Raw genomic sequence first — 13,435 nt, 5'->3', positions numbered from 1 at the left:
CGTCGCGTAGCGACCAAACAGCATCAAGCCAATAGTTTGGTCGCTACGCGACGGAAGCCGGATGGGGTATTAATCGTGTGCTATAGACATTAGGTCGCTACACGACGAGGCGGCTACACGACGAGGCGGCTACACGACGGGGCGGCTACACGACGGGGCAGCTGTACGACGGCAGGCCAGACGAAGAAATCGTATGCTATAGACATTGGTCGCCATGCGACGAAAAGACCAGACAAAGAATGAATCATGGCTTATAGCCATTGGGTCCGGCCCGCTGGGGCCCCTCGCCAGGCGACCAAAAGACCTGTTGGTAAACTTGTGGAACGTCGGGTAATTAGTAGGTTTGGCGCTATAAACCAACAGCTGATGGCAAACACCTACACACAAATCTATCTGCACGTTGTTTTTGCGGTAAAGCATCGGCATGGACTGATTCAGGCAGCGTGGAAGGAGAATCTATACCGCTACATGACCGGAATCGTACAGCATCAGGGCCATAAGTTGATTGCCATCAACGGCATGCCTGACCATGTTCATGTGTTCATTGGAATAAACCCCAAGCAGGCGATCTCCGAGTTAGTGCAGTACCTCAAAATGGATTCGTCGAAGTGGATTAACGAGAAGAAGTTAACCGCACGTCGATTTGAGTGGCAAACAGGATATGGTGCCTTTTCTTACAGTCACTCACAGATTGGCTCCGTTGTTAATTACATCCAGAATCAGGAAGAACACCATCGGAAACAAAGCTTTCTGGAGGAGTACACAGCATTTCTCCAAAAATTTGATGTGCCGTATGATGAACGATACCTGTTCACGCCGGTGCAAGAGGAATGAAGCCGTTTGGTCGCTACGCGACGGAAGGTGTGTGGGAGGAATGATCATTGCTACAAACATTAGGTCACTACGCGACGAAAAGCTCTGCAATGGAGAGAACGATCATTCCTCCGGCAGAGCTTTTCGTCGCGTAGTGACCTAATGTTTATAGCAACCATCGTCTCCCACCCGGCTTCCGTCGCGTAGTGACCTAATGTTTATAGCAACCATTGTCGCCCGCCTCACCTTCCGTCGCGTAGTGACCTAATGTTTATAGCAATGATCATTCCTCCCACACACCTTCCGTCGCGTAGCGACCTAATGTTTGTAGCAATGATCGTCTCCCGCCTCACCTTCCGTCGCGTAGCGACTTAATGTTTGTAGCAATGATCGTCTCCCGCCTCACCTTCCGTCGCGTAGCGACCAAACGGCTATAGACGTGGTTGTCCACTAACCGTTTTGCGGACTAAACTTCATCTCAAAATTTGCTCAACAATGCCAAATCCGCGTTCTGTTCGCCTACTTTGCAGGCATGTGGCAAATCTGGATTGATACGGGCGGCACCTTCACCGATGGCCTCGCCCGCGACCCAAACGGCGCTCTTCACCGCACCAAAGTACTGAGCAGTGCCCGTTTACGTGGTCAACTTAGCAACGGGCGGGTGGTTGCGCCCTGGCTTGTTGCTCCCATCTTCAACGGCTATACCCTGCGCGTTGTTGAAGCGGGCGAAACGTACCTAGTTCAATCGCTGGCCGTTGATGGGCAACTAACACTGACTGAGGAATTTATAAACCCCCGCCCAACAGCCACCGTCGAGCTTTTTACTGGTGAAGAAGCGCCCGTGCTGGCGGCGCGATTACTCACGCAAACGCCCCTGAATCAGCCGTTTCCTGAACTGGAAATGCGGCTCGGCACCACGCGCGGCACCAACGCCCTGCTCGAGCGGAAGGGCGCACGGGTTGCCCTGCTGGTCACGGAAGGCTTTCGCGATCTGCTGGTGATCGGCACACAACAACGACCCGACCTGTTCCAACTCGCGATTCCGCCCGCTGAAGTCCTGTACGAAACGGTATGGGAGGTGACTGAACGTATCGCTGCGGATGGGGAGGTACTGATTCCGCTTTCCACCGAAACAATACAAACACTGATCGCGCAGGTACGTTCGGCAAACCCCGATGCCGTGGCTGTTTCGTTGCTGAATGCGTACCAGAATCCCGTTCACGAACAGCAACTGGCCGAGGCATTGACCCAGGCAGGTTTCTCTGTCGTCACCACCTCAACTAGTCTTTCCACCGCGCCGGGGTACGTGTCGCGGACGCAGACGGCCGTAATCAACGCCTACCTGACACCTGTGCTGGCTACGTACCTGGATAATGTTCGGGCGCAGTTGGGTGGCCGCATTGTACGGGTGATGACGAGTGCTGGCGGGCTGGTTCGGGCCGATCTGTTTCAGCCGAAAGATAGCCTGCTAAGCGGCCCGGCCGGTGGCGTAATTGGTGCGGCAGCCGTCGCTGCGGCAGCGACGGCTGGAAATGAGGCCGTACTCACGCTGGATATGGGCGGCACCAGCACCGATGTGGCCCGGCTGGAAAACGGGTTGCCCGACTATCGCTTTTCAACGCCTATTGGCCCGTTTGAGCTGCAATTGCCTTCCCTGGCCATTGAAACGGTGGCGGCGGGCGGCGGCTCCATCTGCTGGTTCGATGCGCTGACCGGCCAACTGCGCGTTGGGCCGAAAAGCGCGGGGGCCAATCCCGGCCCGGCCTGTTATGGCGTTGGTAGCCCCGGTCAGCCGCCGCTGCTGACAATCACCGACGTGAACCTGTTGTTGGGCAAGCTGATCCCGAAGCAGTTTGGTATTCCGGTTTTCCCCGACAAAGCGCAGGCCGCGCTCGATGCCGTTGTGCGGCAGGTCAGTGAGGCAACGGGGCAGCTGGCCGATGCCCTTGAGTTATTGACTGGTTTTGAGCGCATTGCTGACGAAATTATGGCCGGGGCCATCCGTAAAATATCGGTCGCGCGCGGCTTCGATCCCGTCGATTACAGCCTGCTGGTGTTTGGCGGGGCGGGTGGACTGCACGGTTGTTCGGTGGCTCGGCTGCTGGGCATGAATCGCCTTGTTTTACCCTTCGACGGTGGGTTGCTCAGTGCCTACGGTATGGGGCAGGCGCAGGTTGAGCGGCGCACCAGCCAATCTGTTTTACAGCCTTTTTCGGCCATCGCTGACCAGCTTCCCGGCTGGATTGCCCTGCTTGCGAAGCAGACAACCGCCGATCTGTACCAGGACCTCGGCACTGGGTCGGCCCGCGTAATCACTACCGCTACGCTGTTTCTCCGGCTTCAGGGACAGGAAGCTACGGTACCTGTTCCGGTGACCAGCCACGCACCGGATGAACTGGAAGCCGCCTTTCGCCGCGACTACCGGCGACTCTATGGGCATCTGCCGGAAGGGCGGCCTATCGAAGTTGAAAGCCTGCGCGTCACCGTAGGTACATTGCCCGAAGCATCAAAACAGCCTCAGGACGTACCCGAAAGAACGCTTATTGAACCCGCTTTCCACACAGGTACGTACCCAGCCTATGACTGGACGATACTGCAACCCGGCGACCAGTTCACCGGTCCGGCTTTATTGCTGAACACGACCTCATCGGCTTTTCTGGAAGAAGGCTGGGAAGCGACGGTGCAGGGAGATAAAACGGTAGTGGCGGTTACCCCACCGAAACGTCGGACCGCCCCAGCCCCTCCCCTTAAAAAAGGGGAGGGGAGAAACGCTTCGCTAATTAGCGAAGCTACTCTAAAAAGGCCCCCCTCCCCTTTTTTAAGGGGAGGGGTGGTCATTCAGCTTGAACTCTTCACGCAGCGGTTCCGGGCCATTGCCGAAGAAATGGGCGCACAGTTGCAGCGAACGGCATTTTCGGTGAACGTGAAGGAACGACTCGATTTCTCCTGCGCCCTGCTCGATGCCAATGCCCGACTGGTGGTGAACGCACCGCATATCCCGGTGCATCTGGGCAGCCTCGGCGTATGTGCCCGGCTGACGCTGGCGAAGCTGGAGCAGGACGGCTCGCCCCTCGGACCCGGCGATGTAGCGGTGACCAACCACCCGAAATACGGCGGTTCGCACCTGCCCGACGTGACGTTGTTACAGGGTGTATTCGACGATGAACAGACCCTGATTGGGTACGTGATTAACCGGGCGCACCATGCCGAAATTGGGGGGAGAACACCTGGATCCATGCCGCCCGATGCTACCTCGCTCGTTGAAGAAGGCGTGGTGCTGGCCCCGCAGTTTCTGGTGCGGAATGGTCATTTTTTGTGGGAAACCGGGGCTGATGGACAACTTGAAAGCGGACTGGCCCATCAGTTCTCACGGGCAACGTACCCAACCCGCGCACTGGCCGAAAACCGGGCCGATCTGGAAGCGGCCATCGCCTCGTTGCGGGCGGGCGAAACGGCCCTGCAACACCTGGTTCGGACGCATGGCCTCGCGGCCGTTCACCAGTACATGGACCGGCTTCAGCAATCGGCCACCGATGCCATCAGGAACGTATTGGCACACCATGACGGGCAGGAATTTACCGCCACGGAAACGCTCGACGATGGACATCCGATCCAGGTACGTATGTCCGTAGCTGACCAGACGTTAACCATCGACTTGCGGGGAACGGGGCCAGTGCATCCCAACAACCTCAACGCCAACCTCTCGATTCTGCATTCGGCGGTGCTGTATGTCTTGCGGCTGTGGGTGGGTGAGCAAATCGATGCGACGAGTATTCCGCTCAACGAAGGGTTGATGGCCCCCGTACAATTCATCCTGCCCGAATCGTCTTTTCTGAACCCGGTTTTCCCCGATAACCCGGCCGATTGCCCCGCCGTCGTGGGCGGCAATACGGAAGTGAGTCAGCGGCTGGTCGACACGTTGCTGAAAGCCTTGGGACTGGCCGCGTGCAGTCAGGGGACGATGAACAATTTTCTGTTTGGCAACGAGTCGGTAGGCTACTACGAAACCATCGGTGGCGGCGCGGGGGCCACACGCGGGCAGGCGGGGCGGTCGGGCGTGCATCAGCACATGACGAACACGAAACTCACCGACCCCGAAACGCTGGAACGCCGCTACCCCGTGCGGCTCTGGCGGTTCAGCCTCCGGCCCAATTCGGGCGGGGCGGCGGGCGGCTCCCCCGACGCGGCGGGGTGGCGCGGCGGCGACGGCCTCATCCGTGAACTGGAGTTTCTGGCTCCCCTACAGGCCACGCTTGTGAGCCAGCACCGGGTAGTAGCTCCCTACGGTCTTGATGGCGGAGAACCCGGTGCTGTGGGGAAACAGACCCTGATTTTCCCCGACGGAACGGAGGAAACGCTCCCCGGCCTCTTCACCCGGCCAATGCTCCCCGGCCAACGCATCCGCCTCGAAACCCCCGGCGGCGGCGGGGTAGGAATACCTCAACTACGTTAACTATGCCTTTTCAATACCAACAGTCGCCTGCTACCATCTACGAAGCAGCCTTCGTTCAGAAGTTGTTCGCCACCATGAGTGCGAGTTATGAGCGCATGAACACCATCACCTCGTTCGGCTTTTCCAACCGCTGGCGGCGACAATGCGTCAGGGAACTTGGTCTACAACCGGGTCAGGTGGTAGTTGATCTGATGGCGGGCATGGGCGAAACCTGGGATTATATCTGCGAGGAGATTGGACCCGGAGGTACCATCGTGAGCGTCGATTTCTGTGAACAGATGCTTCAGTATGCCGACCGGAAGCGGAAGCGTCCCGCGTTTTCAGCCTACACCATCAACCTGCTTCAGCAGGATGTGCTGGCAGGTACGTTACCGGCCCAATCGGCTGACCACGTTGTCATTGCGTTTGGCTTAAAAACATTCAATGAGTAACAAATCAGTCAGTTGGCGCGGGAGGTGCGGCGGCTTCTAAAGCCGGGGGGGCAGTTTTCATGCATCGAGGTGTCGGTGCCAGAGCCATTACTGCTACGTATGGTTTATCTTTTCTACCTCCGGTATGCCATACCCGTGCTGGGTGCTTTGTTTCTGGGTAATCCGCAGACATACCGGATGCTTGGCACGTATACCACCCGCTTTGGAAATTGCCAACAAGCCATGAGGCTCTTTGTCAACGAAGGGTTGAGTTGCCGACTGACGACCCATTTCTGGGGTTGTGCGTCAGGCATTACCGGCTTTAGCCCGCCTGGCTGACGTCGCGCACGGTTCCGTTGTCTTAAAAAAATGTATCTTTGGTAAAGCCACTATCTGACTATGACCGAGCTACTGTATCAACTGCTGGACACGCCAAAAGCCCCACTGATTATTCAGCAGGCACAGGTTATTCTCAACAACGAAAAGGAAAAACGACGGGCTTTCTACGAATGGATGGATGAGGGCATGAAAGCCGAGTTTATCAACGGCGAAATCGTTGTGCATTCCCCCGCGCTGGATCGGCATACTGAGGCCGTGATGAACCTGGGTTTTTTGCTCAACTTATTCGTCATGAAAAATGATATAGGCCTTGTTCGCACGGAAAAGGCCCTGGTTGAGCTGACGCGTAACAGTTACGAGCCGGATATATGCTTTTGGGCGACCGAAAAAGCCGCGCAGATTCGGCCCGATCAGTTGTATTATCCCGCTCCTGATCTGGTGGTTGAAGTGCTGTCGAAAAGTACGCAGAAGCATGACCGCGACACCAAATTTGTCGATTATGCGGCGCATGGCGTAGCTGAATACTGGCTCGTTGACCCGCTCCGGCAGCGTGTCGAGCAGTTCACGATCGACGCTGATACCGAGGAATATGAGGCCGTCGCCACCTATACCATCAAGCAGACGATAACCAGCCAATCTGTGGCTGGATTTGCCATTCCGGTTCGCGCTATTTTCGATAAGACGGCCAACATGACTGCCCTTCAACAATTCCTGAAATAACCCCGGCCGACAGCCCGTATGCAACACGTTCGTTCCGTTCTCGCCTTCCTGACTTTCCTTGCTCTTCCCGCTTTCGCCCAAAAGAAGGCTGATAAAGAAGAATGGCTATCGCTGTTCAATGGGAAAGACCTCAGTAACTGGGACATAAAGATCACCAGTTACCCGCTGGGCGAAAACTATGGCAATACCTTCCGGGTCGAGAAAGACATGATTCGGATTGCGTATGACCAGTACAAAACCTTCGATGGAAAGTTCGGGCATATGTATTACAAGCAGCCCTTTTCGCACTACATCCTGCGGTTCGAATACCGGTTTACAGGCAACCAGACACCGGGCGGAGCCACCTGGAATGTGCGAAACAGCGGCATCATGTTCCATTCGCAGTCGGCGGCGAGTGTTAGTTTAAAACAGGATTTCCCCGTTTCGCTGGAAGTGCAAACGCTGGGTGGACTCAGCAACGGGAAACCCCGACCAACGGCCAATCTGTGTTCGCCGGGTACGTTGGTGAAGCAGAAAGGGCAGGTCAACCCGCTCCACTGCATTGAATCGACCTCGAAAACCTACGATGGCGATCAGTGGGTGGCCGTGGAAGTGCTGGTGCTGGGCGATTCGCTGATCGAGCACCGTATGGAAGGCAAGACCGTGCTGGCCTACGAACACCCGGTTACCGACGCCGTATTCATCAGCAAAGACAACGACTACGAACAGGCGGGTGTAGCCGATGCCGCGTATTGGCGGGAACGAGCCGGAAAACCCCTGAAAGAAGGCTATATTGCCCTGCAAGCCGAAAGCCACCCCATCGACTTCCGCAACCTGAAGGTCTTGAACCTCAAAGGCTGCATGAACCGCAAGGCCAAAAACTACAAGTCATACTACGTGGTAGCCGACGAGGCGGCGTGTGTGTTTAAATAAGGGAGGAACGGAGGAAGGGGAGGAAGGAGGAAAGGGAGCTTCGCTGATTAGCGATTCTAACCTGGCGAAGCTCCCCTTTCTCCTTCCTCCGTTCCTCCCTTTCCTCCCTTTCCTCCCTTTCCTCCCTCCCCTTCCTCCGTTCTTTTCCCTATGCCCAAATCTCTCTCCCTTCGTGCCGGTCTTGGCAGTATTTTGTTCTGGTCGGTTATTTCGGCGGCGTTCATTGGGCCGGGGTCGGTCACGGCCTGCGCCATTGCCGGATCGACATACGGGCTGGATTTACTGTGGGTGCTGACGTTTGCCACCCTGGGAACTGTCTGGCTACAGGAAGCGGCCTCGCGCATTACCATCACTACGGGCCGCGATTTGGGGCAGGTAATTCGGCAGAGCTATTCGGGCAAAATGGGCGTTTGGGTGGCCTGGGCCTTGTTTCTGGCTATTTTCCTAGGTTGTGCGGCCTATCAGGCGGGTAATATTCTCGGTGCGGTGTCGGGGCTGGCGTTGCTCACGGGCTGGCCTGTCACGTACCTGACGGTAGTGGTCGGGCTGGTGTGCGTGGCCTTGCTGTGGGTGGGGTCTACGCAGGGGCTAGCCAATATGCTGGGGCTGGTGGTATTCGCTATGGGCGGCGCGTTTGTCTACGTTGCCTTTGGCGCACCCGTTACGCCCGTTGCGCTGGCGAAGGCGCTGGTTATTCCAAATGTACCCAGCGGGTCGTTGTTGCTTATAAACGGGCTGATCGGTACCACCATTGTTCCCTACAACCTGTTCTTCGGGTCCAGCATATCGCCCAACCAATCGCTGAGCGATATGCGGCTGGGTATCTGGGTGGCGGTGGTGCTGGGCGGCATTATTTCGGTGGTGTTGCTGCTGGCGGGCCTGCTCATTCCCGGCGATTTCACGTACCCGCACATGGCCGCCGTACTGGCCGAACGGGTAGGCGCCTGGGCAGGTACGTTGTTTGCCTTTGGCCTGTTTGCGGCCGGTTTTGCCTCCTCACTCACGGCCCCGCTGGCGGCGGCAATCACGGCACAGAGCCTGCTGAATGTACCTAAAAATTCAGGTACGTTCCGGCTCATCTGGCTGGCGGTACTGGCAACGGGCGTGGGTTTCGGCCTGGCCAACGCTACGCCCATTCCCGTCATTGTGGCGGTGCAGGCCATCAACGGCATTTTGCTCCCCTTCGTCACGGTGTTTCTGTTCATCGCCGTGAACAACCGCCGCCTGCTGGGGGAACACGTCAATTCCTTGTCGCAGAACCTGGCGATGGGCCTCGTGGTGCTGGTCACGGCGGTACTGGGCGGCTGGAACGTGTGGCTGGCGCTAACTGCCTGATAAATGGTCAGGCACTCAGTCTCAGCTGCTGGCGGGAACTGCTACTTGACCCGCTCGTAAATTTTCTTGCCATTGCCCTGGTAAAGAAGCATCTGCTGGCTATTGTCAGAGAGGCTATACCTGCCCAACAGCTGATCGGGTTCTTTTCCACGAGTGGCATGCACCCAGATCTGATCGCCCTTCGTGTACCAGGCAGCACCTTCGGCCATCTGTACACCGCTGCCCGACGAACCTCCATTGACAGAACCGGCATCACCGCTGTAACTGGCATTGACTGAGGCCCCTCCTGACCCGATTCGACCATCTGGAAAGAAGACGATCATTGTGCGGGTTGAGCTATAAAATTGCGTACCGCTACCGTAATAGCTGGTTGTTGCCCAGGTTCCAGCCAGTCTGGCGTCGCGGGCCAGCTTATCCGCAGGTACGCTTCGGCTGGGTACGTTTTCTGTCTTACTGGTTTCCAACGTGCCTGGTCGGGTAAGCGTGCCTGTCATAACGGCTACATTATTCAAACCAAAGGCAATAACCAACTGGCCATTGGTGAGCATCCCTTCAAACTGAAAGGTTGTGCCATCTTTAGGGTACGTTGCGGTTCCGGTGGCCTGATTGCCTTGCACATTCCCTTTTATCGAGTAGGTTTCTGTGACGCCTGCTGATTGCATGCGCACCGTACCCATTAGTTGTGAACCCGTTTGCTGGAATGAAATGGTTGTCGGATAGCTTACTGTTGGCTGTTGCGGTGAAGTGAGCGCTCCCTGCCAGCTCCCGGCGAGTTGCTGAGCACAGACGGCCAGAGAAATAAACGGAAGCAGATAACAGAATAATCGAAGGACCAGTCGGTTCATACATGCCTGATAATCAACAAGCGAATCTAAACGAGTTTTTGCAACAATGTACTGTGTTTTCAGGTAAGTGTAAAAAGACAAGGCATACGTACCTGAAAAGCGCCTAACCTGTTGTAGCGTGTGATCTATTCTCACATGAACACTCGCTAATAAATAGGTGCTGATTTCGTTTAAATAAGGTATTGATAAATGAGCCCGTCAAAACGTTATTATCTTGGGCGGGTTAATCTGTTTTGCTCCGTTGATTATGAAATTCTCTATGCGGGTTCCGCTGCTGGTACTGAGTGTCGCCATTGGGCTGAGCGGGTGTAATTCGGCCATGCAGGCCTACAAAAAAGGCGTTCGCCATTTCGATGCCGGTGAGTACAACCTGGCACTCGGTCAGTTCACCAAAGCATCGGGTAAGGTCGATGCCGGGCGGTTGAACTATTACACCGCCGAATCATATCGTCTGTCGAACCACATCGACCAGGCGGCACCATTTTACCAGAAAGCCATTGATGCCGGCGTGGCTACATCGGTAGCGACTACCACCCCCGATGCCGTTGCCAAACCCGCCTTCGCCGATCCTAATCTGGCCGATCTTCGCCTCAACTATGCCTACGCCCTCAAGGCAACCGGTGATTATGCCGGCGCACAAACGCAGTTGCAGCAGTACATCGACGCCCGGCCGAAAAGCAAGGTAGGGTTGGCCAAAGCGCAGCGGGAAATTGAAACGCTGCGGGCCATCAGCGCCATTACCGGTAAACAGACCGATTTCCGGGTAACAAACCTGAGCGCCGTCAACTCGCCCGGTACTGAATATGCCCCCGTACTCCGAGGCGATGAGCTGGTGTTCACCGCCTCGCGGAAAGACGTTACCTATAAAAACAATGGCCTGGCTATGACGGGCCTCTACAAGGCAAAAGTTAGTCAACGACCCGACGAGACCGGCGCGGGTAGTGCTGGCCCCCAGTTGTTTAGCGGCAACGTCTTTCAGGGCGACGTGAACGAGGGAACGCCCGCTTTTTCGAAAGATGGCAAGATGATGGTATTTGCCCGGGGCAATAACGGTAAACGCAAAGGTGGTGCCGATGTAGACCTGTACCTGAGTCGGCAGGACCAGAGCGGCAACTGGAACGTTCCTTTCCGGCTCCCTATCTCCGATTCGCTGGCGTGGGACGGCTCACCTGCCTTCTCGGCCGACGGCAAAACGCTGTACTTCGCCTCGAACCGCGCTGGTAGCGTCGGTGGCATTGATCTGTACCGCGCCAACATGGATGCGTCGGGCCGGTTTAGCCGCCCGGTCAATATGGGGCGCGATATCAATACCCCCGGCGACGAGATGTTCCCGTTCGTGGCCGCCGATGGCAAACTGTATTTCTCGTCGGACGGGCACCCTGGTCTGGGTAAGCTCGATGTGTTCGTGGCAACGCGTTCAGGTGGCGTTATCCGGGTCGAGAATATGGGGCAGCCCATCAACTCGCCCGCCGATGATTTTGGCCTGACCTTCCCCGACCCGAACAAGGGCTATATGGCCAGCAACCGCCCCGGCGGCAAAGGCGATGATGACATTTACCTGGTCGAAAACGGCTCGGCTCCGTCTGGCGATACAACGACCATTGCCCGCAACAACCCGCCCAAACCCGGTACACCCGGTGGCCCTAAAGTAGTGCGTTACTTCCTGGCTGGTACCGTCAAGATCAACGCCGCCCCCAATGCCGGGACGCCGGCCGCACCCCTCGATTCGGCCCGGGTACGGGTAGTTGATGACAGTAACGATGCCACCGTAGCCGAAGCCACCACCGGCCAGCCAGGTACGTTCGGGAAGTTCCCGGTGCAGGAAGGTAAAACGTATAGCGTCATAGCCGAACGCCCCGGTTACCTGACTCGCCGCGAACCCTTTACCATGCAGGGGCGTAGTATTCCAGACATTTTCCTGACCAAACCCGAAACCGACACCACCTTCAACGTGGCCCTGTTGCTGGACAAGGTAGAGCTGAACAAAACGTTTGCCCTGGAAAACATCTACTACGACCTCAACAAATACAACATCCGCCCCGATGCGGCTGAGGAGCTGGATAAGCTGGTGACGATCCTGAAAGATAATCCATCGCTGAAAATCGAGCTGGGTTCACACACCGATGCCCGTTCGCCAGATGCCTATAATATGACACTCTCGCAGAATCGGGCTAAAGCGGCCGTCGACTACATTGTTTCGAAAGGGATCGAGGCTGATCGCATTACGGCGAAAGGATACGGCGAAACGCAGCTCGTGGTGAAAAACGCCCGGACGGAGGAAGAGCACCAACGCAACCGGCGCACTGAGTTTAAAGTACTGGCGCTGTAACGTATTCGATTCACAAAAAATAGGGCTGGACAACACCAGCCCATTTTTTGATGCTTTATAACTAATTGTTTAGTTATGCGTGTAAATTTGTGGCCTTCTTTTATAAACGACTGTCTACAGTAAAATGAAAGCCATTCTACTGCTGTTTCTGGCGACCCTGACTGCCCAGGCTCAGTTTACGCTGCGTGGTCGGGTTGTCAATGCTGCTGATGAGCAGCCTGTGCCGTTTTGTAGTGTGTTCCTGGCCAATACCACCAAAGGAACCACCGCCGATGAGCATGGTAATTTCGTCTTACCCAACCTGCCACCCGGCCGGTTCGACCTGGTGGTTTCGAGCGTGGGGTTCGAAACGCTGGCGTCGACGCTGAACACCAGCATGACGGCCTCCCTGCTGATTCGCCTTAAGCCATCGGCCAATCAACTGGCCGAAGTACAGGTACGTGCCAGTCGTGACCCGGAGTGGCTGGAGCAGCTAGGCGTTTTCCTCAAAAACTTCATTGGTACCAGTAAAAACGCACAAGCGTGCAAAATTGTCAATCAAAACGCGCTTTGGTTCGACGATAACCGGGCCACGATGCGCATGACGGGCGGGGCCCGCGAACCGCTTGTCATCGAGAACAACGCCCTGGGTTATCGGATCAGGTACGTCCTCGAACAGTTTCTGTTCGACTACGGCCACAAATCGGTTTCGTATCTGGGGTACCCGGTTTATGAGCTGATGAAACCTCGTGGCCGCCGGGAAGCGATGCGCTGGGAGAAAGCACGAAGGGAAGCGTACCTGGGCTCATCGATGCATTTTATGCGCACGCTCTACACCCGTAAAGCCACGGAAGAGGGATTTGAGATACGGCGCGTGCTGGAGCGAACCGATTCAGCGAAAGTCGGGGGGCAATGGCGTGTACAAAAGGCCCGCTACCTGGTGAAAGATGCGCTGCCAGCTACATTTCTGGTAGATGAAGAATCGTCGACAGACTCAACTACCGCTTTAGCTTTCGAGAATCTGATTCAGGTGACTTACACGCTGGAAAAAGAATCGCCCGAATACATGCGCTCGGTGTCGCCGTTTAGCGAAAAACCAGGCGTTGGCGGTCCGCAAACCTCGCTTATCTACCTCACAGCGCCAACAGTAACGATTGAGCGAAACGGTAATTTTTATAATCCACTCGGCGTTATTTTCGAAGGGTATTGGGGGTGGGAAAAAATGGCCGAGTTGCTGCCGCTGACCTACGAACCCTAACCGGCAGGTGTGTGCTTCGTGAACACTTGACGAATAACGTCG

The 13,435-nt window shown here is 56.2% G+C and carries 8 protein-coding genes and 1 pseudogene; 8 read left to right on the top strand and 1 reads right to left on the bottom strand.

Annotated elements, in window-relative coordinates:
- The first annotated feature begins 366 nt into the window (after nt 1–366).
- From tnpA to ACAW75_RS13665, 6 genes and pseudogenes are all read left to right on the top strand, one after another.
- Nucleotides 367–834 carry an IS200/IS605 family transposase gene (tnpA, locus tag ACAW75_RS13690; RefSeq protein WP_370729290.1) on the top strand — a complete coding sequence of 156 codons (468 nt, stop codon included), beginning with the start codon at nt 367–369 and terminating at the stop codon, nt 832–834.
- A gap of 511 nt (nt 835–1,345) precedes the next feature.
- Nucleotides 1,346–5,266: a hydantoinase B/oxoprolinase family protein gene (locus ACAW75_RS13685; protein ID WP_370729289.1), complete on the top strand. Its 3,921-nt coding sequence runs from the start codon at nt 1,346–1,348 to the stop codon at nt 5,264–5,266.
- A gap of 2 nt (nt 5,267–5,268) precedes the next feature.
- Nucleotides 5,269–6,015, top strand: a pseudogene (locus ACAW75_RS13680) (class I SAM-dependent methyltransferase).
- Nucleotides 6,016–6,075: 60 nt separating this feature from the next.
- Complete coding sequence (locus ACAW75_RS13675) at nt 6,076–6,735, top strand: Uma2 family endonuclease (RefSeq protein ID WP_370729288.1); 660 nt, start codon at nt 6,076–6,078, stop codon at nt 6,733–6,735.
- An 18-nt stretch (nt 6,736–6,753) separates the two neighbouring features.
- On the top strand, nt 6,754–7,647 hold the full coding sequence (locus ACAW75_RS13670; RefSeq protein ID WP_370729287.1) for a 3-keto-disaccharide hydrolase: 894 nt from the start codon (nt 6,754–6,756) through the stop codon (nt 7,645–7,647).
- 150 nt (nt 7,648–7,797) lie between these two features.
- Complete coding sequence (locus ACAW75_RS13665) at nt 7,798–8,982, top strand: NRAMP family divalent metal transporter (RefSeq protein WP_370729286.1); 1,185 nt, start codon at nt 7,798–7,800, stop codon at nt 8,980–8,982.
- Nucleotides 8,983–9,023: 41 nt separating this feature from the next.
- Here the strand turns inward: ACAW75_RS13665 and ACAW75_RS13660 are convergent, their stop codons facing one another.
- Nucleotides 9,024–9,827, bottom strand: coding sequence for a hypothetical protein (locus ACAW75_RS13660; RefSeq protein WP_370729285.1), 804 nt, complete (start codon nt 9,825–9,827; stop codon nt 9,024–9,026).
- Between the two features lie 247 nt (nt 9,828–10,074).
- On the opposite strand from ACAW75_RS13660, the gene ACAW75_RS13655 reads away from it, so the two are divergent.
- Nucleotides 10,075–12,156: a CHU_0125 family OmpA-like outer membrane integrity protein gene (locus tag ACAW75_RS13655; RefSeq protein ID WP_370729284.1), complete on the top strand. Its 2,082-nt coding sequence runs from the start codon at nt 10,075–10,077 to the stop codon at nt 12,154–12,156.
- A 124-nt stretch (nt 12,157–12,280) separates the two neighbouring features.
- Complete coding sequence (locus tag ACAW75_RS13650; protein WP_370729283.1) at nt 12,281–13,393, top strand: carboxypeptidase-like regulatory domain-containing protein; 1,113 nt, start codon at nt 12,281–12,283, stop codon at nt 13,391–13,393.
- The last annotated feature ends 42 nt before the right edge of the window (nt 13,394–13,435 follow it).

Source organism: Fibrella arboris (assembly GCF_041321095.1).
Classification (GTDB): Bacteria; Bacteroidota; Bacteroidia; order Cytophagales; family Spirosomataceae; genus Fibrella; species Fibrella arboris.
The sequence above is the reverse complement of the archived record's forward strand: the minus strand, read 5'-3'. Positions and strand labels throughout refer to the sequence as shown.

Excerpts from the sequence above, each read along its gene's own strand:
- tnpA (WP_370729290.1), top strand. The coding sequence starts at position 367 with ATGGCAAACACCTACACACAAATCTATCTGCACGTTGTTTTTGCGGTA.
- ACAW75_RS13685 (WP_370729289.1), top strand. The coding sequence starts at position 1,346 with ATGTGGCAAATCTGGATTGATACGGGCGGCACCTTCACCGATGGCCTC.
- ACAW75_RS13675 (WP_370729288.1), top strand. The coding sequence starts at position 6,076 with ATGACCGAGCTACTGTATCAACTGCTGGACACGCCAAAAGCCCCACTG.
- ACAW75_RS13670 (WP_370729287.1), top strand. The coding sequence starts at position 6,754 with ATGCAACACGTTCGTTCCGTTCTCGCCTTCCTGACTTTCCTTGCTCTT.
- ACAW75_RS13665 (WP_370729286.1), top strand. The coding sequence starts at position 7,798 with ATGCCCAAATCTCTCTCCCTTCGTGCCGGTCTTGGCAGTATTTTGTTC.
- ACAW75_RS13660 (WP_370729285.1), bottom strand. The coding sequence starts at position 9,827 with ATGAACCGACTGGTCCTTCGATTATTCTGTTATCTGCTTCCGTTTATT.
- ACAW75_RS13655 (WP_370729284.1), top strand. The coding sequence starts at position 10,075 with ATGAAATTCTCTATGCGGGTTCCGCTGCTGGTACTGAGTGTCGCCATT.
- ACAW75_RS13650 (WP_370729283.1), top strand. The coding sequence starts at position 12,281 with ATGAAAGCCATTCTACTGCTGTTTCTGGCGACCCTGACTGCCCAGGCT.